General features: G+C 61.7%; 23 protein-coding genes. 8 read left to right on the forward strand and 15 right to left on the reverse strand.

What is annotated here, in order from left to right; translation table 11 throughout:
* Positions 1 to 73: 73 nt before the first annotated feature.
* Complete coding sequence (ftsZ, locus tag AC3WTO_RS16730) at positions 74 to 1066, reverse strand: cell division protein FtsZ (RefSeq protein ID WP_492461868.1); 993 nt, start codon at positions 1064 to 1066, stop codon at positions 74 to 76.
* A gap of 317 nt (positions 1067 to 1383) precedes the next feature.
* On the opposite strand from ftsZ, the gene AC3WTO_RS16735 reads away from it, so the two are divergent.
* The 3 genes from AC3WTO_RS16735 to AC3WTO_RS16745 all read left to right on the forward strand — a co-directional run bounded on the left by AC3WTO_RS16735 (position 1384) and on the right by AC3WTO_RS16745 (position 2865).
* The gene (locus AC3WTO_RS16735) at positions 1384 to 1767 is read left to right on the forward strand and encodes a VOC family protein (protein ID WP_492461869.1); all 384 of its coding nucleotides are present in this window, start codon (positions 1384 to 1386) and stop codon (positions 1765 to 1767) included.
* 511 nt (positions 1768 to 2278) lie between these two features.
* Positions 2279 to 2548: a hypothetical protein gene (locus tag AC3WTO_RS16740; protein ID WP_492461870.1), complete on the forward strand. Its 270-nt coding sequence runs from the start codon at positions 2279 to 2281 to the stop codon at positions 2546 to 2548.
* 65 nt (positions 2549 to 2613) lie between these two features.
* The gene (locus AC3WTO_RS16745; protein ID WP_492461871.1) at positions 2614 to 2865 is read left to right on the forward strand and encodes a hypothetical protein; all 252 of its coding nucleotides are present in this window, start codon (positions 2614 to 2616) and stop codon (positions 2863 to 2865) included.
* 12 nt (positions 2866 to 2877) lie between these two features.
* Here AC3WTO_RS16745 and AC3WTO_RS16750 read toward each other — a convergent pair whose 3' ends face one another.
* From AC3WTO_RS16750 to AC3WTO_RS16760, 3 genes are all read right to left on the reverse strand, one after another.
* On the reverse strand, positions 2878 to 4203 hold the full coding sequence (locus AC3WTO_RS16750) for an NAD(P)/FAD-dependent oxidoreductase (protein ID WP_492462120.1): 1326 nt from the start codon (positions 4201 to 4203) through the stop codon (positions 2878 to 2880).
* 66 nt (positions 4204 to 4269) lie between these two features.
* A complete protein-coding gene (locus tag AC3WTO_RS16755) occupies positions 4270 to 4902 on the reverse strand; it encodes a TetR/AcrR family transcriptional regulator (RefSeq protein ID WP_492461872.1) in 633 nt (210 codons plus the stop codon).
* 259 nt (positions 4903 to 5161) lie between these two features.
* On the reverse strand, positions 5162 to 6070 hold the full coding sequence (locus AC3WTO_RS16760) for a GntR family transcriptional regulator (RefSeq protein ID WP_492461873.1): 909 nt from the start codon (positions 6068 to 6070) through the stop codon (positions 5162 to 5164).
* 134 nt (positions 6071 to 6204) lie between these two features.
* On the opposite strand from AC3WTO_RS16760, the gene AC3WTO_RS16765 reads away from it, so the two are divergent.
* The 4 genes from AC3WTO_RS16765 to AC3WTO_RS16780 are packed head-to-tail and all read left to right on the forward strand — an operon-like array spanning position 6205 to position 10817.
* A complete protein-coding gene (locus AC3WTO_RS16765; RefSeq protein WP_492461874.1) occupies positions 6205 to 7389 on the forward strand; it encodes a C45 family autoproteolytic acyltransferase/hydrolase in 1185 nt (394 codons plus the stop codon).
* Positions 7386 to 8327 carry an ABC transporter permease gene (locus AC3WTO_RS16770; protein WP_492461875.1) on the forward strand — a complete coding sequence of 314 codons (942 nt, stop codon included), beginning with the start codon at positions 7386 to 7388 and terminating at the stop codon, positions 8325 to 8327. Before AC3WTO_RS16765 ends, AC3WTO_RS16770 begins: the two co-directional genes overlap by 4 nt.
* Positions 8324 to 9151 (forward strand): ABC transporter permease, encoded by an 828-nt coding sequence (locus tag AC3WTO_RS16775; protein WP_492461876.1) that lies wholly within the window; start codon positions 8324 to 8326, stop codon positions 9149 to 9151. Before AC3WTO_RS16770 ends, AC3WTO_RS16775 begins: the two co-directional genes overlap by 4 nt.
* A 19-nt stretch (positions 9152 to 9170) precedes the next feature.
* On the forward strand, positions 9171 to 10817 hold the full coding sequence (locus tag AC3WTO_RS16780; protein WP_492461877.1) for a dipeptide ABC transporter ATP-binding protein: 1647 nt from the start codon (positions 9171 to 9173) through the stop codon (positions 10815 to 10817).
* Between the two features lie 75 nt (positions 10818 to 10892).
* Here AC3WTO_RS16780 and AC3WTO_RS16785 read toward each other — a convergent pair whose 3' ends face one another.
* From AC3WTO_RS16785 to AC3WTO_RS16795, 3 genes are all read right to left on the reverse strand, one after another.
* Positions 10893 to 11951, reverse strand: a complete 1059-nt coding sequence (locus AC3WTO_RS16785; protein WP_492461878.1) for a C45 family autoproteolytic acyltransferase/hydrolase — start codon at positions 11949 to 11951, stop codon at positions 10893 to 10895.
* Positions 11952 to 12046: 95 nt separating this feature from the next.
* Positions 12047 to 13621 (reverse strand): ABC transporter substrate-binding protein, encoded by a 1575-nt coding sequence (locus AC3WTO_RS16790; protein ID WP_492461879.1) that lies wholly within the window; start codon positions 13619 to 13621, stop codon positions 12047 to 12049.
* Between the two features lie 53 nt (positions 13622 to 13674).
* Positions 13675 to 14526, reverse strand: coding sequence for an alpha/beta hydrolase (locus AC3WTO_RS16795; protein WP_492461880.1), 852 nt, complete (start codon positions 14524 to 14526; stop codon positions 13675 to 13677).
* Positions 14527 to 14883: 357 nt separating this feature from the next.
* Here AC3WTO_RS16795 and AC3WTO_RS16800 point away from each other — a divergent pair, with 357 nt between their 5' ends.
* Complete coding sequence (locus tag AC3WTO_RS16800; protein ID WP_492461881.1) at positions 14884 to 15579, forward strand: GntR family transcriptional regulator; 696 nt, start codon at positions 14884 to 14886, stop codon at positions 15577 to 15579.
* A 100-nt stretch (positions 15580 to 15679) separates the two neighbouring features.
* Here AC3WTO_RS16800 and AC3WTO_RS16805 read toward each other — a convergent pair whose 3' ends face one another.
* The 8 genes from AC3WTO_RS16805 to AC3WTO_RS16840 form a co-directional block, all read right to left on the reverse strand.
* Positions 15680 to 16840: a serine hydrolase domain-containing protein gene (locus AC3WTO_RS16805; RefSeq protein ID WP_492461882.1), complete on the reverse strand. Its 1161-nt coding sequence runs from the start codon at positions 16838 to 16840 to the stop codon at positions 15680 to 15682.
* A 59-nt stretch (positions 16841 to 16899) separates the two neighbouring features.
* Positions 16900 to 17811 carry a siderophore-interacting protein gene (locus AC3WTO_RS16810; RefSeq protein WP_492461883.1) on the reverse strand — a complete coding sequence of 304 codons (912 nt, stop codon included), beginning with the start codon at positions 17809 to 17811 and terminating at the stop codon, positions 16900 to 16902.
* Positions 17804 to 18628 (reverse strand): beta-keto acid cleavage family enzyme, encoded by an 825-nt coding sequence (locus AC3WTO_RS16815; protein ID WP_492461884.1) that lies wholly within the window; start codon positions 18626 to 18628, stop codon positions 17804 to 17806. The genes AC3WTO_RS16810 and AC3WTO_RS16815 overlap by 8 nt, the downstream gene beginning before the upstream one ends.
* Positions 18625 to 19572, reverse strand: a complete 948-nt coding sequence (locus AC3WTO_RS16820) for a 3-hydroxyacyl-CoA dehydrogenase NAD-binding domain-containing protein (protein WP_492461885.1) — start codon at positions 19570 to 19572, stop codon at positions 18625 to 18627. Before AC3WTO_RS16820 ends, AC3WTO_RS16815 begins: the two co-directional genes overlap by 4 nt.
* A gap of 1 nt (position 19573) precedes the next feature.
* The gene (locus AC3WTO_RS16825) at positions 19574 to 20983 is read right to left on the reverse strand and encodes an aminotransferase family protein (protein WP_492461886.1); all 1410 of its coding nucleotides are present in this window, start codon (positions 20981 to 20983) and stop codon (positions 19574 to 19576) included.
* A 221-nt stretch (positions 20984 to 21204) separates the two neighbouring features.
* Entirely contained in the window at positions 21205 to 23172 is a 1968-nt protein-coding gene (locus AC3WTO_RS16830; protein WP_492461887.1) for an MOSC N-terminal beta barrel domain-containing protein, read from the reverse strand.
* Between the two features lie 6 nt (positions 23173 to 23178).
* Positions 23179 to 24141 (reverse strand): alpha/beta hydrolase, encoded by a 963-nt coding sequence (locus AC3WTO_RS16835; protein WP_492461888.1) that lies wholly within the window; start codon positions 24139 to 24141, stop codon positions 23179 to 23181.
* 80 nt (positions 24142 to 24221) lie between these two features.
* Entirely contained in the window at positions 24222 to 25256 is a 1035-nt protein-coding gene (locus AC3WTO_RS16840; protein ID WP_492462121.1) for an extracellular solute-binding protein, read from the reverse strand.
* Positions 25257 to 25413 lie beyond the last annotated feature (157 nt).

Raw genomic sequence — 25413 nt, forward strand, 5'->3', positions numbered from 1 at the left:
ACAGCACCCGAAGGGCCGGCGAAGCGATGATGCTGTGATGTCAGCGGCAGAGCGATCAGTCTCGCGATGTGCCTCAAGCGATGCGCTGCTGAAGCTGGGGCGCCTCTACAGTGTTACGCAATCCCGTCGCAACGACGGATACCCGGAATTTCCCCGACAAGGCCGGGTCGAAGATGGCGCCGACGATGATGTCGGCATCGGCGTCGACCTCTTCGCGTATCCGCGTCGCCGCCTCGTCGACCTCGAACAGCGTCATGTCGGAGCCGCCGCAGATGGACACGAGCAGCCCCCTGGCGCCTGTCATGGACGCCTCGTCGAGAAGCGGATTGGCGATTGCAGCTTCCGCCGCCGATCTTGCGCGGCCGTCGCCGGAAGCCTCGCCGGTCCCCATCATCGCCCGGCCCATGTTCCGCATCACCGACCTCACATCGGCGAAGTCGAGATTGATCAGGCCTTCTTTCACGATGAGATCGGTGATGCAGCGTACCCCGGCGTGAAGCACGCCATCCGCCATGATGAACGCGTCGGCGAAGGTGGTCTTGGCGTCAGCAATTCTGAAGAGGTTCTGGTTCGGGATGACGATCACGGTATCGGCGCTCTCGCGAAGGCGTTCTATGCCCTCCTCGGCCGCCTGCATCCTGCGCTTGCCTTCAAACACGAAGGGCTTGGTGACGACGGCCACCGTCAAGATGCCGGCAGCGCGCGCGGCATGCGCGATAACCGGCGCTGCTCCCGTACCGGTACCGCCGCCCATGCCGGCGGTGATGAAACACATATGCGTTCCGGCAAGATGGTCCATGATCTCGTCGATGGACTCTTCAGCGGCCGCGCTGCCGACCTGGGGCATGGATCCAGCGCCCAGGCCTTCGGTTACGTTCGCTCCCAGTTGAATCAGTCGCGGCGACTTCGACATCGTCAGCGCCTGGGCGTCGGTGTTGGCGGCCAGGAACTCCACGCCTTCCAGGCGCTCGGAGATCATGTTGTTGATGGCGTTGCCGCCGGCACCGCCAACACCCACCACGGTGATCTTGGGTCTCATCTCCAGGATTTCTGGCTTGGCGGTCATTGTGGTCCCTTTACGAAAACACCCGCTACGCCCCGCAGAACCGAGCAACGAGTATACGAATCAGATGATTTCCCCGCCGCTAGGGAATCAGAGGAGACGCTTCGCGGCAAGCGCGAGCTGAACCTCATCACGACGCTGTGCGCTGATCTGCACGTCGTCGTGGGCTTCATACTGGCCGATGCGCCAGGATCGGCCCCTCGAAAATTCCGCTCCGCTCGTTCATCAATTTCGAAGCGCCGAAGGCCGTGCGGTCGTTCTGCCCCTTGCCAGCAACAGGGCTCTCGTGATGGAAATCGGGAGAGTGGGTGTTGCCAGGCATGATCAGCTACACGACCGTCGGCACGAATGATCTCGCAAAGGCATTGCGATTCTATCAGCCTGTCTTCAAAGAGCTTGGCCTTGATCAATGTTTCCTGGATACGACGTCTGCATCGTGGGGCAAGAAGGACGACCCCTTCTTTTCTCGATACTCCGTGGGCTATCCATTCAACGCGGACCCCGCCACGCCTGGCAACGGCGCCATGACCGCGTTCATGATCGAAAGCCCGACGAAGATCGACCGCCTCCACGCAATCGCTATTGCCAATGGAGGTCATGACGACGGCGCCCCGGGCAGAAGACCACGTTATGGCGGCAGCTTCTATGGAGCCTACATCCGCGATCCGGACGGCAACAAATTGGCGCTCATCTGCTACGACTGATCGGGGCGTGGGCGGCCTGCTCGCCACACCGGAGTGCCGGCGCGGCAGTACCTTCAAGACCGGACTTTGACCAAGGGCTCCGGTCTGCTCCAGCGCGATCGCAAGTCCTCGTGAAAAAACTCGGACCAATCAGATCTGCCTGCATCGCGGCAATGTTCGAGCAATGTGCTGCCCATACGGTTTTCCTGTTAGGAGCCGAGGAGCCGCTTGATATGACAAAAAGCTGGAAGGCCTTTACCTCGGCCGCCCTTGCGGCGCTTGCGCTCAGTGGATGCCAGGACACGGTCGATCATCGCGAGCGTTGGCAGGACGAGGGCTACCGTGAGCGCTGGCACGATGACGACGATCGACGACCAAAATGGCACCGAGATCCATACGACGACGGCTCCTGGAATAGTCCGAACAGGCCCAATCGCCCCAACAATCCGAACAGGCCAAACCGACCGAACAGGCCCAACAATCCGAATACTTACTAATCCCCTTGTCGCCCTCTCACGGCAACACGCCCGAGATGCCGACGACCCATCCCATCGCCGTGCATTGCTTTGTCAGGCAGCACCACCAAAAAGGAATTTCCGTGGTTTCTTCAATCTCTTCCAACATGCCCCGTCCAGTGTTTCCGTCCGCCTCCTCCGGCCAGCAGACGGAGGCGGCACTGAAGCGCCAGATCGCCGCAAAAGAAGCGGAAGTGCAGGAAACGAAAGACAAGGCCCGCGCCGAAAAACTCGCCCAGGAGATTGAAGTCCTGAAGACAAAACTCGCCGCGTTGAAAACAAAATAGAGGGCTGAACGCGACACGACCCTGCCGCTCGGTTTGATGGCCGCCTGTTGCGGGCGGAAAGCCGAATGGCGATGTTTCGGCGGCTCCACCGCATGTTCGACTCCGGCTTGTCCTGTGGTTTGGGGTCGAAGGTCTATGACCTCCCCGACGGATCGCAGCGCGTTCACTGGATCGGGCACAGCGGCGGCGGCCCCGGCATCAAGATGGTTGTTGCTTATGAGCCGCGGGAAGGCTTTGTCGCGGTGGTGATCAATGGTGACGGCGATGCTCACGCCGTTGCCAAGCTTCTGCTCAGATCGCTGGACCCGGGCGCTTGATCGACCTGGGGCTCAAACCCCGCCCAACGGGCGGATCGGAGAACCGTCACTGAAGCGAGAAAGCCTGAACGCAGACGGATCGACAATTGGCCGCCGACCAAGCGCCATATCTGCAAGAAGACGCCCTGCCCCGGGACCAATTCCAAAACCATGACCGGAAAAGCCGGTGCCGATGAGCAGGCCCGGCACAGCGTCGACGGATGAAATGACGGGGACGGTATCCGGCATGGCATCGATCATTCCGCCCCATCTCTGCTCGATCTTGGCGTTTTTGAACTGGGGAAACACACGCATCAGGGATTGATAGGCCTTGTCGAGCGTCTTCCCCACAGGATCGGGATCAAGGGTCCGCACCTGCTCGAACGGCGAGATCTCATCGAGCGCCCTCGGGCGCGACAGCCGCCAATGGTCGAAAAAGGGGCGACCGAATCTCAGCTCGAGGTGTCGCCCCTCGATGCGAAGCAACGGCAGGAACTCCTTGAAGAAGCGAAAGCTGTCGGGCGTGATTTCCGCTCGGTTTTCAGAACCGTTTGCAATTGTGTACCCACCGTCGAGACGTTTTCGATAGGCGAACTGCGACGACCACGCCGCTCCCGGCGGTCCATCCAGCGGACCGGTCCGCAAGACGGAGGCCCGCACACCAAGTTGCGGCAAACGAACTCCCAGACGGCGGCAGAAGAGCGTGCTCCACATACCGCCGGCAAGCACCACGACCCTGCAGGTGATCGGACCTCGCTCCGTCGCCACGGATGTTATCCGGCCGGATGCCGTCTCCAGTCCCCGGACGGCGCATCGTTGCAGGACAACTGCGCCATGTCGCTGTGCTGCGCGCGCAATTGCCGGAGCAGCCTTTTGCGGTTCGGCGCGCCCGTCGCTTGGCGTGTAGAGACCACTTCGCCATGGTTTGGCCGCGCCGGGCATCAGGTCGGCAAGCGCCTGCCCTCTGATCATATGTGTGTCCAGGCTGTACGGCCCTGCCGCCTTTAGCCAGGCCTCCCGCTGTGCTTCGTCTTCAGCGTTTTCGCAGGCATACAGGATGCCGCTTTGACGAAAACCGATGTCTTCACCAAGAATGCCGGATAGGCCTTGCCATATCCTCATCGCTTCGACGATCAACGGAAGTTCGCGCGGGTCACGCCCCATTCTGCGAACCCATCCCCAGTTGCGGCTGGACTGTTCGCCCGCGATCTCCCCTTTCTCGCAGAGAACCACGGGGACACCCGCCATCGCGAGAAACAGGGCCGTGCTGACACCAATGATACCGCCGCCGATGACCACGACCTCGGTCTGACGTGGTATCGCCTCATTGGAACTGACTGCTTCAGTTGGTGGCTGCATTCCGTTCAAGGCCCATTTGTTTCAAAAACCGCAAGACGGCGGGCAATCCGCCGCAGCGCGGCAACACTATTTCGGCAACTGGCTTTCGAGATCTCCCGCGAGTATCCGAAGATACATCGGGAACATGGCGCGGCGAGCCTCCTGATCCTCCCGGATGCCCAGCGTGTAGTATCCCACCTGATGGTAGTAGGTAACCCGGGCGCGGACTTTCGCTTCAAACTGCGGATATCCCATTTCCTCGAAAACCTGCTCGAACAGGTTCATGCGGAAGTCATCGATTGCGGCCAGTTTTTTGGCCACGGCCCGCGAACTGCGGGCCCAGTCGCGCATCGCTGAGTCAAACTGCCAATCAAAATTCTTTTCCTCCAGCCACTGCCTGGCCATGTCGGTGAACTTCTCCATCGCACCGATGTCCGAACGCCGAACGGTATCTTCGAATGGCCTGGTGTTTTGCGATTCCCAGAGCTCGACAAGGGCTGACAACACTTCGGCTCTGTTTTGGAAATGCCAGTAGAAACTGCCTCGGGTTATCTTGAGGCGGCTGGCGATCAGATCGATTTTGACCGCATGTACACCGCCTTTGATGAGCGCCTCTCGCGCCGCATTGATCCAGTCCATCCGGCCAAGGCGCTCGGCACGCTCGTTCCCGGACGGCAGAACTCGGCTGGACTGGCCGCGTCGCGTTGATCTCGTGCTCATCGGAATGGCCTCGGAAGGACATTCCGCACGGTCCCACGTGGCGACCCGATTCCCACGATCATCGCTAGCTCCGTGTCGTTCCTCCTCCGTGGCTAGCGCAGGGTGCTCGGCGATGTCTATCCGGCATTGCTGTGGGCTTACGAAAATGCCTGACAGGCACAGGCTTGCGGCCGCCACCAATGCGGCGTCATGCAGAAGAGAGCGATGCCGAAGTTCCGAAGGCGCTGCCAATTGGACATCGACGCTATTTTCCGATCCGCTACGACAGCGCCGCAAACTCCGACGCCTGCCGCAGATGCTGCCGCAACAGCGCCTCGGCCCAGTCCATCTCGCCTGCGTCGATAGCGTCGAGGATGGCAAGGTGTTCGCGGCAGGACTGCTCGATCCGCTCGGGCGGAAGCTCATCGAATCCAGCCGATTCCTGCATGCGACGGAGATTGTTCTGCTGGCGCACCGCGTCGGCAAGGAAACGGTTGCCCGAGCAGATCGCCAGCCCCTGGTGGAACGACGCATTGATGCGGAACCATTCGTCACCGCCGATGCTGCCGGTATCGCTCAGCACCCGTTCATGCGCTCGCCGCACCGGCGCCAGCACCTGTGGGTCGGCGTGAAATCCCATGGAACGCAGCGCGGCGCATTCGACGGCCGTGCGGAATTCGTAGCTTTCCCGATACGCGTCTTCGCCAACCAGCGAGTCCGCAAAGCGCCAGCCATGTCCAGGCAGACGCTGCACCAGGCCTTCCGCAGCAAAGCGCAGCAGGAGCTTGCGGATGATGCCGCGCGAAACGCCGTAACGCGGGATCAGCTCGGCTTCCGAGACCTCCTGCGGCAGGTCGCCGAGCGCACGCTCGCGCATCATGCGCCGATAGAGTTCCTCAAGTGGGGAACTCGGCAGCACCTCCGCCGTGTCAAGGCCGGTGACATCCAGCGCAACCTGTAGCCCGCGCGTTTCCAACGGCGCCAGGATGCCTTTGGAGACCAGGAGCTCGAGAGCACCGCTGACCGGCGAGCGGGAAACGCCGAAGGTGCGAGCGAGCTCCGGCACGGAGATTCGGGTTCCCACACCCCACCCGGAATCGCGGATGCGATCGAGGATGCGTCGCGCCAGGTCGATCTGCAACGGGCTCGCCGCCTCGCCACGGTCCTCCTCCTCGTCATGCCGATCCATGCACTCTCCTGACTGTCCGACGGCATTATAGTCCGATCAGGAGACATAACGAAGAGGGTATAATTCCAAAAATAATGCTTTTCATGCAATCAAAATGCATTATGGTTGATCATCATCGCTTTTGAGGTACCCGCATGACCGTCGTTTCGCCTTTCCCGCTCATCGATGTCAGCGGAACCCCTTCCGAACGCGGGCGAGCCTATGGTGAGCAGGCTCGGGAGCGCATCGGCTTGTCGATTTCGCTTTATGCTTCGCAGTTGGAGAAGTTCGGCTTTGCCCGCGAAGAAATCAGTCGCTTTTCCGGGCTCTTCCTCCCTCGTCTGCGGGAATGGGCTCCCGATCTCGTCGAAGAGATGGAAGGCATCGCCGCCGGTGCCAATGTCGAGCTGACCTCGATCCTGATGGTCAACGCCCGCACCGAAGTGCTGCAGTTGGCGCGGCGCGAAAAAGGCATTGCCGATGACGAGCCGGATGGCTGCACCGGCGCCGTGATCCTGCCGGACGCGACCCGCGACGGCCGGCTGATCCATGGCCAGAACTGGGACTGGCGCGCCGAATGCGCGGAAACCTCCATCGTGTTGCGCATCAAACGCGACGACGGCCCGGATTTGTTGACCTTCACAGAAGCCGGAGGCCTGGCCCGCAGCGGCTTCAATGCAGCCGGCATCGGTATCACCGCCAATTACCTGGAATCGGATCGCGATTATCGCGAGATCGGCATTCCCCTGCCCTTCATCAGGCGCCGGGCATTGGAAGCCGCGCATTTCGCCGATGCCGTCCGCGTCGTGGCGATCACGCCGAAGTCCGGCTCCAACAACATGATCCTATCCACGGCCGAAGGCTTTGCCGTCGACCTGGAATGTGCCCCGGACGAGGCCTTCTCGATCTACCCCGACAATGACCTGATCGTGCACGCCAACCATTGGCAAAGCACTGTTGCCCTTTCGAAGCTGAGGGAAACTGGGGTGAAAGACGTCCCCGACAGCTTCTATCGCGACTACCGGGTAAAGCGCCGGCTCATGAAGAGCCAGGGCAACATTACCGTCGCCGATCTCAAGGATGCGCTTTTCGATGAGTTCGCCTGGCCACTCAGCGTCTGCCGGCCACCGATCAGGAAAGAAGGCGGCAACATCTCGGCGACGGTTGCGATGATCATCTTCGAACCGGCTGCTGGTTTCATGGAAATCGCGCCGCTGCCCGCTGAATGCCGTGACTTCACGCGCTACGATCTTGCCATGGACGAAGCCGTGCTTGCCCGCGTCGAACGCAGCCGGGCCGGCCGCCCCGAAACCCTTGCCCGTGCCGTGGGAGAAAGATGACCCGCTTTATCCTCACCCGTATCGCCAGCGCGATACCGACGCTGATCCTGGTATCGATCGCCGTATTCGGCCTGCTCCGCTTCATTCCCGGAGATCCGGCCGCGCTGATGCTCGGAGACCTCGCCAAACCTGGCCAGGTCGAAGCCATGCGTATCCAGATGGGCTTGGACAAGCCCGTTGTTGCTCAATACCTGATCTGGGTCGGCAATGTGCTGACCGGTGACTTCGGCAGGTCGATCAGCACTGGACAGGACGTTCTGCCGCTCATGCTGAACGCCTTTTCGGTTTCTGCCACCATCGTCCTTGTCGGTGTGTTCATCGCCGCGCTGATCGCGGTTCCGGCCGGCATGCTGGCGGCATGGCGCCAGAACAGCCTGGGCGATGTTGGTGTCATCGCGGTTTCAACCATTCTCCTGTCGATCCCGAGTTTCTGGCTTGGCCTGATGCTGCTGCTCGCCTTCGGCCTGCATCTCGGTTGGCTGCCGGTGATCGGTTATGTTCCCTTCAGCCAGGGCTTCTGGCCGGCTCTCGTCTACATCGTCCTGCCGGTGACCACGCTCGTACTGAGCGAGGCCGGTCCGATCGCGCGCATGGCACGCGCCAGCACCATCGAGGTGGCGCGACTGGAATATATCACCCATGCGCGCGCCAAGGGCCTTTCGGAGTCCGCGGTGATGTGGCGCCATGCCTTCAAGAACGCGTTCGCGCCGACATTGACGCTGATCGGCTTCGTGCTCGGTAGCCTGCTCGGAGGCATAGCCGTCATCGAAACGGTTTTCACCTTGCCGGGGCTTGGTCGCCTGCTTGTCGATGCCATCTATGCCCGCGACTATCCCGTGGTGCAGGGCACGATGCTGTTCGTGGCGGCGATCTACGTCGTCGTCAATCTGGTCGTCGACCTGCTCTATCCTTTCCTCGACCCGAGGGTTGCGGCATGATCGCGCTCGCGCTTGGACAATCCCGCTTGAAGTTCAATGCCGTCTTCGGCATCACGGTGACCACGCTTCTTCTGTTTACCGCGATCGCAGGACCATGGCTGGTCGGCTACGACCCGCTGAAACTCGACCTACCCTCGCGGCTTGCCGGTCCTTCCGCCCGGCACCTGCTTGGCGCCGACGAATTCGGACGCGACGTCCTCAGCCGGCTGGTGAACGGGGCTCGCACCAGCGCCTGGATCGCCTTTGCGACCGTGCTGTTCGCGCTCCTGACCGGTACGGTGTTCGGCGTCGCGGCCGGCTTCCTGCGCGGCTGGACCGACCGCATCCTGATGATGATCAATGATGCCTTTCTGGCCTTTCCGGGCCTGCTTCTCGCACTCGGCATCATGGCGGTGATCGGGGCAAGCCGCGACGGCATCGTGCTGGCGCTTGGGCTTGCCTACATGCCGATCGTCGTGCGCGTCGTGCGCTCGGCCGTGCTGTCCATCCGCGAGCGGGAGTATGTCGAAGCCTCGCGCGTCATGGGCAACAGCCAGTTCGTCACCATGGCTCGCCATGTGCTGCCCAACTGCGCAGCGCCGATCATCGTACTGGCTACGACGATGTTCGGCTGGGTGATCCTGTCCGAGAGCGCGCTCTCCTTCCTCGGCCTCGGCGTTCCGCCACCCGCGCCGAGCTGGGGCAGCATGCTGTCGACCGCACGCCCCTACATCAGCCAGGCACCACATCTGATCGTGCTGCCGGGGCTCTGCATCTCGATCACGCTGCTCGGCATCAACATGCTGGGCGACGCGGTTCGCGACTGGCTCGATCCCAAACTTTGAGGTCAGGAAGATGGACGGCATGAGCCTTGCGAGAAATCCGATGCTTTCAGTACGCGACCTGACCATCACCATAGGCCCGGACGGCAAGCGGATCGTCGATGCGCTGGATTTCGATCTGGCCTCCGGTGACATGATCGCCCTTGTGGGCGAATCCGGTTCCGGTAAAACGATGGCAGCTCGTTCCATTCTTGGCCTGCTGCCGCAACCTCTGGTCACGGCGCCCGAGAGCCGGATCCTCTTCAAGGGCAATGAAATCACCCGTGTCGAGCCCAGGGGCATGCGCAAGATACGCGGCGCCGAAATCGGCATGGTATTCCAGGAACCGATGGTTTCGCTGAACCCTGCCGTCACCATCGGCGAGCAGATGGCTGAGGGCCTGCGCCTGCACTACAAGCTCGGCAAGGCCGAGATTCGCGATCGTTCGCTCGCGATGCTGGAGCGCATCCAGATCAAGGAACCGGCAAAATGCCTCGCAGCCTATCCGCACGAATTCTCAGGCGGCATGCGACAGCGCATCATGCTGGCTTCGGTCATGTTGCTGAAACCGCGACTGCTCATCGCCGATGAGCCGACCACAGCACTGGACACGCTGGTGCAGCGCGATGTGCTGGACCTGATGGTGGAGCTCACGCAGGCCAACGGTACCGCGGTGCTCCTGATCAGCCACGACCTCGGCATGGTTTCCCACTACATCTCCAATGTCGTCGTCATGAGCGAAGGCAAGGCCGTCGAAAGCGGGCCGAGTTCGGAAGTACTGCACGCACCCAAGCATGAATACACGCGCCGCCTGCTGGACGCGCTGCCACGGCGCAGCGCCGGCGGCATTCGGGGCGGCGATCGTGGCAAGCCGGTGGTTGAGGTCAAGAATGTCGTGATCGATTATCCCGGCCGCAATCGGCTCTTCTCCAGGACCGAGGCCAAGCGCGCCGTGCACGGTGTCGATCTCACGGTTCGGAGCGGCGAAACGCTGGCGCTGGTCGGAGCGTCCGGGTCGGGCAAGACAACGCTCGGCCGTGCCATTGTCGGCCTGGTCAAACCGACGTCGGGTCAGATCGCCTTTCTCGGCACCGATGGCCATTCGCCGGCGGATCGCCATGCGCGTCATCGCCAGATGCAGATCGTGTTCCAGGATCCGTACTCTTCTCTCGACCCACGCCAGCGAATTGCCGATATCGTCGCGGAACCGCTGAAACTCGACAGATCGATGACAACCGCCGAGCGAGAGCGCCGCGTCGAACAGGTCTTTGCCGAGGTCGGATTGTCATCGGATTTCGGTCGGCGCTATCCGCACCAGTTGTCGGGAGGTCAGCGCCAGCGCGTCGCGATCGCTCGCGCCATCGTCGGACGCCCTGCTTTTGTAGTGGCTGACGAGCCGGTCTCCGCACTCGATATGACCGTCCAGAAGCAGATCCTGCTGCTGATCCGCGAATTGCAGGCCCGGCACAACTTCGCCTGCCTGTTCGTTTCACATGATCTCGGCGCGGTCGAGCAGGTCGCGGACCGCATCGCGGTCATGCAGGATGGGCGGATCGTCGAGATCGGTGAGCGCGACGACGTTATCGACCGGCCACAACATGGCTACACCCGCCAGTTGCTCGAGGCGGCGATGCTGATCGATCGCCGCTTTGCAGAGGCCGGCCGGCCCAAACAAACGATGGCGCTCTGACGCGCTTTTCAAACCGTAGCGGATATAGCTTCTAAGCAGCCTGCCACCAGGCGCAGGCTGCTTGGAGCAAGTTTGTCATACGGCGATCTCGCGCCAGCCTTCGTGGCTCGGCGGGCCGGCACAGACAGAAAGTTCTATGTCTTCGCCCAGCGCATAGATCACCGAGCCGACCGTCATCGGCGCAGTCAATGCCGCATTGTGCGGAGTTATCGAGACGATGCCGCCCGTCCGCCGTGCTGCAAGGCTTGCCTTGACCCCAGCCGCACCGGGCACGAGCGCGAGATCCGTTCGCAGGCTCTGCAAGCGGCCGTGAGATTCGTCACTGTCCTCCATATGGGCGGTCGCATCACGCCGGTCGGCACTGACCAACGGATGGTTGGTGTGCGGAGAACAGCCATTCGAAAACGGCACCGCAACAGCCCCGCCGGCCGAGCATTCGAAGGTGAGCGCCTCGCTCCGGTCGCCCAACTGGTAGTTCTGTCCGGACGCGTGCGGCACCTGACCCAGGAAGTCCGCTGCGGCCGCGGCAGACCCTCGAGCCAGCGCGCCACGCATGACGAAGGCCACCGGTAGCCCGCGCGGATTGACGGCGAGTTGGCTCAGCGTGTTGACGCAGATGCCGAGCCCGCGGCCAGAAACGCCCATCAGGCCGATCATACCCGCGGAGGTGAAAATGTAGGTTTGACAACCTCCATCCTGGATCCTCAGCAGCGCCTGGGCACCATCGTGCCAGCGTGGCAGGTCCATCGTCTGGGCGACCAGCGTTGGCCGGCCGTCGGCAGGCGCCACCGCCATGCTGCTGCAATGGGCAGCGTTCGAACGCCCCCACCACCATTCCTCGTCCATCAATTGAAGCGCATAGGCGGTTTCTTCGGGCAATCCGGCGCCTTCGGCGATGCCGGCAACTTCATCGGCGAGATCAGGCGCGTGAGCCATGATTGCCACACGGAAATCCGTTGCCTCCAGGAAACGTGGAAGAAACAGCGAGGCCGGCACGCCATACGCTTCACCAATCGCCTCTCGCCAACGCTCGACCTTTGCCAGGATCACACCGCGCAAAGCCTCGCCATGTGCCCGGCCGCGCTGCCGCGCATCCCCAACACAGTCGACAATCGGCAAATTCTCCGTGCGCATGATCTTGTTCCTCTTGCCCGATCCGGAGTTCCGGACCTCTGAAACAGGATCGGGGGCGATAGCCCCCGATCCAATCGCCCAATGTCGGGAATGACTTATTCGGATTTCCACACACCCCAGGTACGGGTGTTTTCAGCCGGCCAGGCAGCGTAGCCCTTAACCTTCGGCGAGACGGCCTCCACCGACGGCTCGAAGTAGAGGCCAAGCATCGGCACCTCTTCAGCCATAAGGGCATGCAGCTGCTTGAAGACGGCCTTGCGCTCGTCGAACTTATCCGTGGCCACCGATTTGAGATAAAGATCCCAGGCTTTCGGGCTGTCCCACTGCGCCGTCGGATCTGTCTTCTTGTCGCCCATGATGGTGCTGTACATCAGCGATGGGTCGAAGCGGGCCGAAAAACCGAACGATTGCAGCTGGAATTTGCCGGCCAGGTAGTTGTCGAGTTGCGCAGCCCAGTCGAGCACCTCCAGCTCGGCGTTGAATCCGGCGGCAGCCAGCATCGCTTGCAGGAGAACCGAGTTCTCATACATGCCCTGGTAACGCGTGTTGGTCTGGATCTTCAGCTTTTCCCCCTTGTAGCCAGCTTCCGCAGCCAATGCCTTTGCCTTTTCGGGATCGTACTGCGGCCATTGCGATGCAAAGCTGTCGTCAAAAAAGGCACTCGCCGGCGCCACCGCCGAAGGATCGGCCTGGGCAAGACCGTTCGTGCGCGCCGCGGCGATCTGCGAAATGTCCACGGCATGTGCCAAGGCCTGCCGCATCTTCGGATTGGACAGCAGCGGGTCCTTGGTCTGCATGAGGATGGCCGTCCAGGACAGGCCCGGCGAGGAGACCACGTTCATGCCGTGGGACTTGGCTTCATCGAGCCGTGTCGTTTCGAAATTGGGCAGGATGTCGATTTCGCCGGCAAAAAGCGCCGTCTCGGCGGCGGAAGTGTCGGGAATGACCGTAAAACGGACGTGATCGACATAGGCCTCGCGGCTGCCGGCGAACCCGTTCTGCTTCTCAGCAATCGGCTTGTAGCCATCAAATCGATCCAGCGCGATGTATTGCGCCCTGACCCATTCCTTCAGCTTGAACGGGCCGCTGCCGATCGCGGAACCGTCGATCCATTTGCCGTCAGCCCCGACATTCTTCGGGCTGGCGACCCAGACATTGGCCTGAACGCCGGCCAACAGCGGCAGAAAGAGCGCGTTGGGCGCATTCAGCTTGAAGGTGACGGTACGCTCGTCAACCGCCTCGACGGACTCGACCTTGAGCCCCTGGGTGCCATCAAAGCTGGTGATGAACAACCATTCGTTGGCCGGGTCCATCCGGCGCTCCCAGTTCCACTTCACGTCGGCGGCAGTGACCTTGTCGCCATTGTGATAGACGGCGCCATCGCGCAGTGTGAACGTATAGGTCTTGCCGTCCTCGGAGATTTTCCAGCTTTCGGCCAGGACCGGCCCGATCGACAGGTCGGTGCGGTAGCCGACCAGGGTCTCGAAGATCTGATGCATGACCGTATCGGTGTTGGCATCGCGCTGAATGCCATTGGTGGCGCGAATGTCGGCATTCAGTCGGACGTTAAGCGTGCCGCCTCTCTTCTGCGCCTCCTCGGCCATCACCGGCAAGGCAACGCTGACCGCCAATGCGGCGGCCATCGCCTTGAGCACTTGCCGTCTTCCCATTAACAAGGCTGTTCCCATTCTTTTGTTCTCCAGCTGACGAATTGTGTTCGTTCTTAGCTGGACGCCGAATCCTGCTTCAGCGTCCGTGCGAAGAATTCCTTGACCTTGGGCACGAGGTGCAGGTCGTCATGCGTGATGCCCGGCACGATGTCGTGCTGGACTGCGATGCCATGCTTCTCGAAGCTCGCCTTCAGCGCGCGCATGCGGTCGTTTCGGGTCACACCGGCAAGATCTGCTCCCGGCATCCACCAGTCGTCGTCCTTGGTGATGGTGATCTCCCAGGTCTGCAGGTCGTCTCCGCCGATGACCATCTGCACGGCGACCTTGCGCATCGCCTCAAGATCGATCTTCTTGCCGAAGACCTTCTCGAAATCGCGCACGCCGACCCAGAAATCATGGTCGAAATCGAGAAGAGTCACCACGCCTGGCGCACCGATCGAAGCAGCAAGCAGCCGTTCGGGATGTAGGAACAGGAAACGGTGGGTGAAATGCCCGCCACCCGAGAACCCATACATCATCACGCGCTCGCCCCGGATACGATAGCGCTCGCGCATCTCCTCGATCATGTCGAGCATCACGGCATCGTAGTGGAGGTCGCCATGGCGCAGCATCTTGTAGGACGACAGATCGCCCGGAAAACAGATGCTGGTCGGGAACAGCGGCGCCAGCACGATCACGCCGTTGGCTTCGGCGAAATCGGCGAAGGCGTTGCGGTAGGCCTCCATGCCGCGCTCGGTGCCGTGCACGATCACGGCAAGCGGATAGGTCTTGTCGCCATCCTCTTCATAATCATGCGGAACATAAGCGCAGTAGGCGAAACGCTGATCGTAGCGAGAGGCGTAAACGGTCGTGTGCCCGAAATCGTAATAGGAGAGCTTTTTGCCATGCCCCTGGACGTTTCGCATATCACCCTCCTTCGAAACCCCTTTTGTTGACGACGACTATTTCATAATTTTGTTCAACTGAAAAGCATCTTTGTAGCGATTTTAACGTCACAAGTCGCACTTTGCATCGATCAACGCCGGATTGAAAACGACGACAGGCTTATCTGGAGCGGCAAGATCATGTGCATGCCGGCGGTAAAAGCCGCCAGGCCACGCCGCAGCGCTTGCGGTACGGCGCGCCAACGGCCATTATGTCCTTGAAATAATGCGAGCTTCGGCCGCCGACCGCTTGAGCGCAATCGATCCGCATTGTGGCTTTCGCAATTTGAAACTGTAGCTAGATGCGTGGATTTCAGAAGCTGAAGTAGCGCACCGCCAATGGCCGAGAAGATGCAACTTGGACTGACTGCCGTCGAGACTGTCCCCCTCCACGAAAAAGTCTACCTGGAAATCGTCCGTGCGCTGATGTCCGGCCAGTTTGCACCGGGACAGAAGTTGACGTCGCGAAAAGTGGCTAAGGAACTGGGGACCAGCGACATGCCGGTCCGCAGTGCCTTGATGCGCCTGCAGGCACTGAGGGCATTGAGCCCGTTGCCCAATGGCAGCATGGAAGTGCCCGTCATATCGGCCGAGCGGTTTTCCCAGCTGACGGCGGTGCGAACCCTCCTGGAGGGGGCGGCGACGGAACTTGCGGCACAGCGCATCAACGGCAATGCGCTGCGCACGATACGCCGCAACTGCGCCGAACTGACTGACGCCGCACAGGCCGGCGTCATCAACGACTACCTGCGCAAGAACTACAATTTCAAATTCTCGATCTACCGCCATTGCGGCAACGACCAGATGATCTTCCTGATCGAGACGGTGTGGATGCAGGTTGGACCGTTCCTGCGCAATCTGACCACCGGTTTCGAGGACAATCTCGCCTCGATCCTCGACATCGACTACCATGAGGAGGCCGTCGCGGCGATCGCGGAACATGACGGCGCGAGGGCCCGCGCCGCCATCGTCCGGGACATCAATGACGGCTATCAGCATCTGCTGAAGCACGCCAGGTTCCCTGAAGCCGGCTAGAGCAATTCCAGCAAAAGTGCATAGCGGTTTTGCGTCCAGAAATTGCGTCGAAACAAGACGATAGAGCGTTGCCGGCGATTCTGTTTTCGCCGGAAATGCTCTAGCCTGCATTGCGGCCGAAAGCCGAGACCTTCTTCAACAGCTTGATCATCACCTGATCCATCGCTTCATCGATCGGGGCGCTTTCCGCCGATTGCCTGACGATGACCGTTTCGGTTTTGGGATCGACCCAGAGCCACTGGCCATGAATACCCATCGCCGCCAGTTCGCCGGTGCCGGTCTCATACCAGTAATTTCTATAGCTTCCGGTCGGCAAACAATCGGCCTGGTCGCCTGCGGCCCAGATGGCGCGATCGCCACCTGCCCACAGACCCGCCACCCAGTCCGCGGGGATCACGCCGTAACCGCCTTGACGCACCAGTTCGCCAACGCGGGCAAGATCGCGCGCCGTCATCGAAATGCCGCCGGACGCACGCGGATTTCCGGCCCTGTCGACAGTGATCTGCGCATCGGTATGCGCTCCCATCGGCCGCCACAACAAGCGGCTGAGGAGCTCGGCAAACCGCTCGCCTGCGGCGCGCTCGATCACCAGCGCGGCCATGTCGGTGTTCGGCGAGCGATAGACGTGCCTGGTGCCGTGCGGATGCGATGCCTTCGGCAAGGTGCACAGGAAACTCTTCAGATCCGGTGTCGCCTCATCCTTATGCTCCGGGTTCCAGAGCATGGCCCGCCTGTAGCGGTCGAAGGCGCCGTTGCGGTCGAGGTAGATCTCATCGAAATCGATGCTCACCTGCATGTTGAGCAGGTCACGCACAGGCACATCCCCATAAGCGGAACCGATCGCTTCGGGAACATACTCACCGGCGACAGCGTCCAGCGAAAGCTGGCCGTTTCCAACCAGAACTCCGGCGAGAAGGCCGGTGATCGACTTCGACACGGAGAACACGAGGTGCGGCTTGGCAGCGTCGTTGTGATCCGCGCACCATTCGGCGATGAACTTGCCACCGCGCATGATCACGAAGGCATCGGTGTGGTTCCTCACCAGGAATTCGCGCAAGCTGCGTGATTGTCCATCGAGATCGTCGACCTCGAGGTCTGCGAAATCACCCAGCGTGCACGCCGGCCTTTCCTGCAGCCGGGCACCGCGGACTGTAGCTGTCGGCACAAGCTCGGCGGCATTGTGAAATGCCCAGGACGAGTGCGGCCTCGTCCGCCAGTTCGCCAGGTCGATCTGCGCGCGGTGTGCTATCGAGTTTTGCATTTTCACTTCCGTATTGAACAAGGGAGACAAGTCGAGCCGGCCGGCTTGGCCGGTAACGGCTATTCGCGCGCTCTGCCGATCTTCCAGTAGCCCATCAGGTTTGCGAGCCGTCGGTCGACCCCTCGCTCCTTGACGAGCGCTGTACGGATACGGCTGACAGCGCCGGTCTCGCCGGCTACCCAGGCGTAGAATTTGCTGGTTGCCGAAGAAGCCCGATCCCAAAGCAGATCGTCGCTGTCGGGCTCCACCAACGCCTCGGCATTCGAGCCGGACAAAACGTCGCGCGGCAGCTCGACCTGATCGGCAGCCGCAATCATCCTGTCGCCATAGGCATGAGCCTGCCCGCTCTGGCCCTCGCGAACCAGCCAGCGCAGATCGAGGCCATCCCAGGCCGGAAGGTCTAGTCTATCCGCCTGGTGAGGTACCTCCAGGAAGGCATCGACCCGCGGCCGCACGGCAAGCGCGGCCAATTCTTCCAGTATCCCGGCAGCTGCCGGCAACGCTGTTTCGTCGGCAAGCAGCAGGACATGCCGGACACCCGCTGGCGGCTGCCATTCATAGCCGCCCACTTCACCGCGATAGTTCGCATTCGGCGCCGATATCTGGATCGGGTCGCCGGGTTGGGCATTGAGAGCCCAGCGCGACGCTGGCCCGTTGTCGCCATGCAGGACAAAATCGACATCGACCTCGCAGCGATCCGCGCGCAGATAGCGGATTGTGTAGGTGCGCATCGGCGCGCGCTCGCGCGGCGGCGCGGTGCGATAGATATCGTACCAGTCCGGCCGGTTCGGAATTGCCTGCAGAGTCCCATCCGCTCGCGGGAAAAACAGTTTTATGCGCTGGTCTGGCGCAAAGGTCGCCATGGCAGCAACATCCTCACCGGCAAAGGTGATACGGGCCATGTGCGGCGACAGGATCTGCCTGCCGGCATGGCGAACGTCGAAAATGCGATAAGCGCTCTGTTCAGCCACAACCGACCTCACTGTTCCCCAAGGCTTTGCCGGCATCCAGCTGCCTGACGATCGCGGCAATGGCAGCCACCCGGTCTTCATTGGAGGCAGCAGTTGAACCGTCGGCATTCCAAAGGCTGTTTTCGAATCCCACGCGCACCTTCCCGCCTGCTGCAAGCGCCGCGGAAAGGGCCTCGGTCTCGCCACGACCGAAGGCGCACACCATCCAGTCAGGCTGAACAGGCAATGATGGGGCGGCTTCCAGAAAGGGACGAAGGTCATCGGCGCTGCTGTCCTGGCCCACAGAATAGCGACCGAGGACATAAAGCACCGAAAGACCGGCCTCGGGTACCAGGCCGCGCCTGATGAGATCCGCGAGCCGCAGGACATCATCGGCGTCGTATAGAATATGCTGCACGGCAATGTCGTGCTGAACGCACCAGCCGTAGAAATCAGCGGCAACTGCTTCGCCATCGGCATCGGGAACGAATTCGCGGACAGCCGCGGAGATCGCGCGCGGCCTGAGATCACGCACCAATGCCATCTGCTCCGCGGGCCTGTAGAGGCCAACGGCTTCGGTCGTGACCTGGACCGTCATGTCCGGAACAGCTGACGCGATCGCGGCAATGGCCCGCCGGTAGAGATCCGCGTCGAGTATATGGCGGCCTTCCGCGTCGCGGACATGCAGATGAATGGCTCCTGCCCCTGCGGCGAAGCAGGCGGCGGCGGTCGTCGCGATTTCGTCCGGGGACATCGGCAGGCGTGGATGATCGAACTGGGTGCGGCGGGCGCCGTTCGGTGCAACCATGATGCGCGGCAGGATCGGCATGCTGCTCATGCGTCCCCCTGCAGCGTGCGCAGCAAGGCAATCAGCAACCGGTCACGGCGCGCGGACAGCTCTTCGATGTCCTGGCCAGCCGCCTCCTCCTCTACCCCGGCAATCAGCGCCGCGCAGGTTTTCGCATCGAGCCTCGGAGCGCCGAGCGATGCCCACCGGGCTTCCTGTGCCGGGCCGAGATGTTCCAGATAGGCGGCCATCCCACCCCCGCCACCGCCGAGGTGATAGAGCATGTGCGGGCCGTCGATCGCCCAGCGCAAGCCGGGCCCGCTGCGGATGGCGCGATCGACGTCGGCAACGCTGGCGATACCTTCGGCGACGATGTTCACCGCCTCGCGCCACAGTGCCGCCGTCATGCGGTTCGCGACATGCCCCGGAGCTTCCCGCGCCACCTTGATCGGCACCTTGCCGATGCGCTGCATGAAATCGTAGGCGGCGTCCTGCGCAGCCTGTGCGGTGGCGTCGCCCCTCACCAGCTCGACAAGAGGTACAAGATGCGGAGGGTTGAAGGGATGCGCGACAAGCACCCGTTCCGGATGCCTGCAACGCCGCTGAAGGTCGCTGGCCATCAAGGAAGAGGTGCTGGAACCGATCATCACGTCGGGCGCAGCGACGGCATCGATTCCGGCAAGCAGATCCTGCTTGAGCGTCAGCTTTTCAGGCGCGTTCTCCTGGACGTAGTCGCAGCCGGCCAGCGCGTCGTCGAGCCGCTCGAAAAACCGCAGATTGCCGGCACAACCGTCGGCGACGGGCTTAAGTTGCGACAGATCACGAAGCGCATCGCCGACTGTCTTGCGCAACCGGCTTTCCGCGCCCGGCTGCGGATCATGCGCACGAACCTGGAGACCATGGCTCAGGAAATACGCCGCCCAGGCCCCGCCGATCAGCCCCGCCCCGACAATGGCGACCGTCTCGATCGCCTCGCATCGGAAAGCCTCCGCCATTTCAGAGGTGTCCCTCGCGGGTGAGGTCCGCAGTCACCTCATCGATCGCGTCGCGCAATGTCTCAGCAAGCTGTGACAGTTCTGCTTCCGTGACCACAAAAGGCGGAGAGAGCGCGATCACATCCGAGTTCGGCAAAGCGCGGACGAGCACACCGCGACGGCGTGCCGACAAGGCGACGCGGCCGGCAACCTTCAGCGAAGCGGGGAATGCCGCTTTCGTCGCCCGGTCCGCGACAAGCTCCACGCCCAGCATGAAGCCGGCGCTGCGCACGTCACCGACAAGGCGAAGGTTGAGCAGCGTGTCGCTAAAGCGCGATCCAAATGATGGCGCCATCGCAGCGACGTGCTCGACAAGCTTTTCACGCTCAAGAATGTCGAGATTGGCCAACGCCGCGGCGGCGCATGTCGGGTGTCCCGAATAGGTGAAGCCGTGTGCAAACGGACGGCCGTCCCGGGACGCGTCCTCGAATACGGACCAGACACGTTCGCCGACCAGCACGGCCGACAACGGCAGATAACCGCTGGTCAGGCCTTTGGCGGTGACGATCAGGTCCGGTTCCATATTGTAGAGGTCGGATGCGAACCATGCTCCGACACGCCCGAAACCGGTGATGACTTCATCGGCGACAAGGCGAACATCGTGTTTTTCGAGCACCTTGGCGATGGCGGCGAAGTAGCCGGCCGGCGGCGGCAATACGCCACCTGTCCCCATCACCGGCTCGGCAATGAAACCAGCGACCGTGTCGGCGCCCTCGGCCAGGATCGCCTGCTCGAGCTCCTGAGCAAGAAAGGCGGAATAGGCCTCTTCGGTCGCGCAGCCGCGCGCCGGCGCATCCCGATAAAGATCAGGACGCGAGACGTGCCTGGCAAAATCGAGCGGCAGTCCAAAGTTCTGGTGAACCATCGGTATGCCGGACAGGCTGCCAGCAGCCGCCGTTACGCCATGATAGGCATAGGAGCGGGAGATGATCTTGCGCTTCAGCGGCTTGCCGCGCAGCATGTTGTACGACCACAACATCTTCGTCGCAGTGTCATTGGCGTCCGAGCCGGACAGGCCATAGAACACGCGCCGCATCCCGCTCGGCGCGAGTTGCAAAAGCCTTGCCGAGAGCCTGATGCTGGGCTCGTTGGCCACCGTGTTGAAGGAATGAAAATAAGGCAGTTCAAGCGACTGCCGATGCATGGCATCCGAGATTTCCTCGCGCCCGTAGCCGACATTGACGCACCAGAGCCCGGCGGCACCGTCGAGATATGTCTTGCCAGAAACATCGGTGATGGAGGAACCCGATGCGCGCGCCATCACCAGGGCGCCATTCCCTTGCTGATCGGCGATCGCCGTGAAGGGATGGAATTGGGCCTCCCGGTCGAGCGCCACCAAAGCCTCGCCATCAAATCCCACGCTTGCGACCATCATCTCCTCCTCTCGCACCGGCAACGTCAGGTAAATCCGGCGCTTCGCTTTGTATAATTTGCGATCGCAGATCACACAACAGAAAGTAACTGATCCAGCGACTTCACCATCAATCAGATAGCCAGAGATCAAATATCTATTTGTTTATATGAAATTATTTCCGATGCGGTTTACAATGAACCGCGATGCACATCATTGAAAAACTGCCGGAAAACCAAGAGTCAAGCATCCACGCTGACCTCACCGATCGGGCTGGTGGAGCAGGCCAGGACATAGCCGTCGTCCTTTTCGCCTTGCGAAAGGACCGACCGCTCGGGATCGGCCGCGTTGGCAGCAACGCGCCATTCTCCGGAAACCACCTTGCAACGGCAGCTGCCACAGATGCCGGCTTCGCAGTCGGATGTCAGCTCGACACCGACTTTGCGCGCCAGTTCGAGCAGGGTTACCGTGCCCGATCCGCTGATCGACTTGCCAGCCTTGACGAACGAGACCTTGTAGGCGCCGATTTCCGGCAATGGCATGGCTGCGCGATCCGGACCGAAGGTTTCTTCCAGGAATGGAAACTCCGGCTGCGTATCCCACCCCTCATAGATTTCTCGCGCCCTGGTTCGAAAGCCATCGGGGCCGCAACACAGCACCGCCCTCTCGGCAAAATCAGGGCAAACCGCTTGCATCATGGCCACGTCGAGCCGGCCAGCCAAAGCCCGCACGCTGGACCGGTCCTCGAACCGCCCTGCCATAGCGTCGGCCTCCACAGCGGCATTGCTTCCGGTCAGGTTCCAGGAAAGCTTCAGCCGGTCGCCCATCTGCATCTTGATCGACAGCAGTTCATACAGGAAGGCGACGTCTTCCGCCCCGCGCGCGCTGTGATGGAAGCACACATCGAGGGGCAGGTTGGTATCGGCAATGAAACGCAGCATCGCCATCATCGGCGTGATGCCGCTGCCGGCGGACAGCAGCAGGAGCTTCCCGGAAGCACCGGCTGCCGCAAGGTGGAAGCGGCCGTTCGGCCCGAGCGAACGAATGCTGTCGCCGACTTTCAGCGTGTCATGCAACCAGTTGGAGACACGACCGTCACTGACCCGCTTCACCGTCACCGAAAGATAGTGCGGCCGCGATGGCGATGAGGAGATCGTGTAGTTGCGGCGGACGATGTCACCGTCGATGTCCAGCAGCAGCGTGATGAACTGACCGGGCTTGTAGTCGACGGCATGATCTGCCACGAAGCGGAACGTCCGGAAATCGGCTGCCTCGTCGATTATCGCCACGCAGCGCAGCTGGCGCTCATGGCTGCCATGGCGGGCCGCCACGCCGATACCGGCCGCGGTCGATGGCAGCCGGGTGACCGGCTGCGCATTTCCCGGCATGATGGTTATCGCCGGCTTGCGCGACAACACTTCGACCTTGTCGCCGACATGCAGCCGGCCGAGTGTTCGCGGGACCAGAAACTGGCCGAAATAGGCCTTGCCATCCTCCCCTCGACGCTGCCGGCCGAGCAATGCCAGCGGCTCGTGATCAGGCCGCGCCTCGCCGGTGGCGGGATCGAGCGTGATCATCACGCAGCGGTCGCACGCACCGATGGCTTCGAACTCGACCTCACCAATCCGCACGTGCCGCCAGCCATCTTCGTCAAAGGCAGGCGCACCGCCAACAACAAGGTTGGGCCGGAACCGCTCCATTTCGGCTTCAAGATCGAGGTAGCGATTGACATCGGCAAGCGATGCCAGATTGGTCAGCAGCAACGGCGCCGTGTCGGCAAAGCTTACCGTGCCGCCGGGGCCGATCGCCAGCGGGCGATGCGTGACCGCCCCCTTGATGACCATCCTGCAGGAGCGGTCGAGGAATCGCGTCAGCCACTGGCGAACCTCTTCGCCGGCATCAAGTGCCACGACATCGTCACCCCAGATCGACACGTTGCGAGCGACATCGAGCCGGCCACGTGAGAACACCAACGACGGCATGCCGGGCGCGGAGAGAACGATCTCGTCGCCATCGACATGTGTGTGGACCTGCATAAGCCGCGGCGCCTTGCGGGCGGTCAGGCAATTTCCGGTCTCGTCGACCACCATCATGCGTCGGTCGCCGGCCAACCCCTCGGCTTCCAGACGCGCCGTCTCAATCGAGATTCCGGCGCCCGACTTCAGCGGATAAAAGGTGATGCGTTCCAGCCGGCACGACGTATCGAACATGACAAACTACCGTAGGTCCCTGCCCTCGAGCGCGGTGCGAACGGCAGAGCAGACCTCCAGGAAAGCAGCGTCCGACGCCTTCGAGATGCCGGCATGCTGCATGAAATTATGGATCAGCCCATCGAAACAGCGATAGCGGACATCGTTGCCGGCAGTCTTGAGCTGTTCGGCAAAGGCCCACCCCTGATCGCGCAACACGTCATTTTCGGCTGCATAGAAAAGGATCGGCGGCAGACCAGCAATGTCGGTTGCCAGCACCGGCGACACGCGCGTGTCGGTGGCCATTTCGAGGTCCGGCAGGTAAGCCTTCGCGAAGTATTCGGTCTCGGCAAACTCCAGATAGTAGCCCGTGGCGAATTCGCGATCCGAACCCGAAGCCGGCGCGAGACCGAGATACGGCCTGGCATCCACCAGGGGATAGAGCAGGCACACGGTCCGGAACAGCTTTTGCTGCCTGTGGTGGCGCATGAGAGCAATGGAGAGGTTCGCGCCGGCGCTGTCGCCCATCAGCGCAAGACAGGCCGGATCGCCGCCGTGATCGGCCGCTTCGGCCAACACCCAGTCGACCGCTGCGAGTGCATCTTCGACCGCGGCTGGGAACGGGTGCTCCGGCGAAAGCCTGTATTCAACGAAAATGACCAGGGCGCCACACTCCAATGCGATGCGGGCCGATTGCAGCGCGTAGGTTTCGGCATCGCCAAGGACGAAGCCGCCACCATGCAGGTAGAGGATGACCGGCAGGGGGCCGGCAGTTTCTGCCGGCCTGTAGAGGTGGAGGGAAATGGCTTCCTTGGCTGCTCCAAGCCTGACGGTGGTTTCCACCACCGGCTTTTCGGGAGATCGGCTCATCTCCCGGTACTGATCGCGGTAGCCGCGGCGCGAGCCGTCCAGCGTGACGTCATCCTGCTGGGCAGCCTGTTCGCGCGCCAGCCGGTCGAGCATGACCCTGATATCCGGATCAAGTGCCATTTCCAATTCAACTCCCAATCAAGCCGTGAACGGCGGCGTCATTTTCGCGCCCATCTGAAATTACGGCCTGGATGCCCTGCTCACTTCAAGAGGTCTGTCCAGATCTTCGTATACATCGCCTGGACATCGGCCGGGCAGCCAACATTGACCTTTCCGTATTGGACCAGATCAGCCGGAATATTGAGTTCCAGCGCATCCTTCATGTCTGCAGGCATGAACTTCTCCGAACCCTTGATCCCGTTGGCATAGCGGGAAAACGCCGACAGCATCGCCGCGTTCTCCGGGTCCATGACAAAATTCATGAACAGCTTGGCGTTCTCGACATTCCTGGCATCCTTCAGGATCATCAGATTGTCCATCCAGACCGGGTACCCCTCCTTGGGGTAGCCGTAGAGGATATCCGGATTCTGCAGCCGTGAGCGGAAAGACGAGCCGTTCCAGTTGACGCCGGCGGCGATGTCGCCACGCGAATATTTGTCGATATTGCCGAAGTCCATGGCCAGCCATTTCGGCTTGGCAGCAACCAGGGTGTCGCGCACCTTCTTCAACACCGCCTTGTCGTTGGTGCACGGCTCGCCGCCCACATAGGAGACCGCGAGGAACATGACGTCCGACATTTCCGGCACCACATTGACCTTGCCGACCAGTTCGGCCGGCGGATCCATGAAGATGGCCGAGGTGTTGATATCGCCGGAATAGACCGACTTGTTGACCGTCACGCCCGTCGTGCCCCACATCCACGGCACCGAATAGCGCCGACCGGGATCGAACGGGACATCGACCCAGCGGGGGTCGACATTCTTGAAATTCTCCATCTGGTCCGGGCGGCTCTCCAGAACGAGGCCTTCGTCGATCCAGACCTTGACCACCGGCGCGGAAGGCACCACCACGTCATAGCCGTGGCCGCCCTGGCGGACCTTGGCGAGCGCGGTGTCGTTGGAATCGTATTCGGTCACCGTGACCTTGACGTCGTATTTCTGTTCGAACTTCTTGACCATCTCCGGGCTGGTGTAGTTGCCCCAGTTGTAGATGTTGAGCACACCTTCGGCACGAGCCGAGCCCATGCCTGCAAGCGCAGCCACGGCAGCCACGGTTAAGGTCTTCGTCCAGGCCATCATGTTCCTCCTCCCGGTTTTGCGCCTCGTCACGTGCGCTTCAACGGCAGACTGTCATGCGATCGCGCGGCATACAAGAGTGCGATCTGCGATCGCAAAAAATTATTTGATGATCGCACTCCAGCGACGCTGGCGATACCTGACGAAGGCCTGGCAA

Source organism: Mesorhizobium sp. EU05-FHT14A09, from assembly GCF_058790995.1.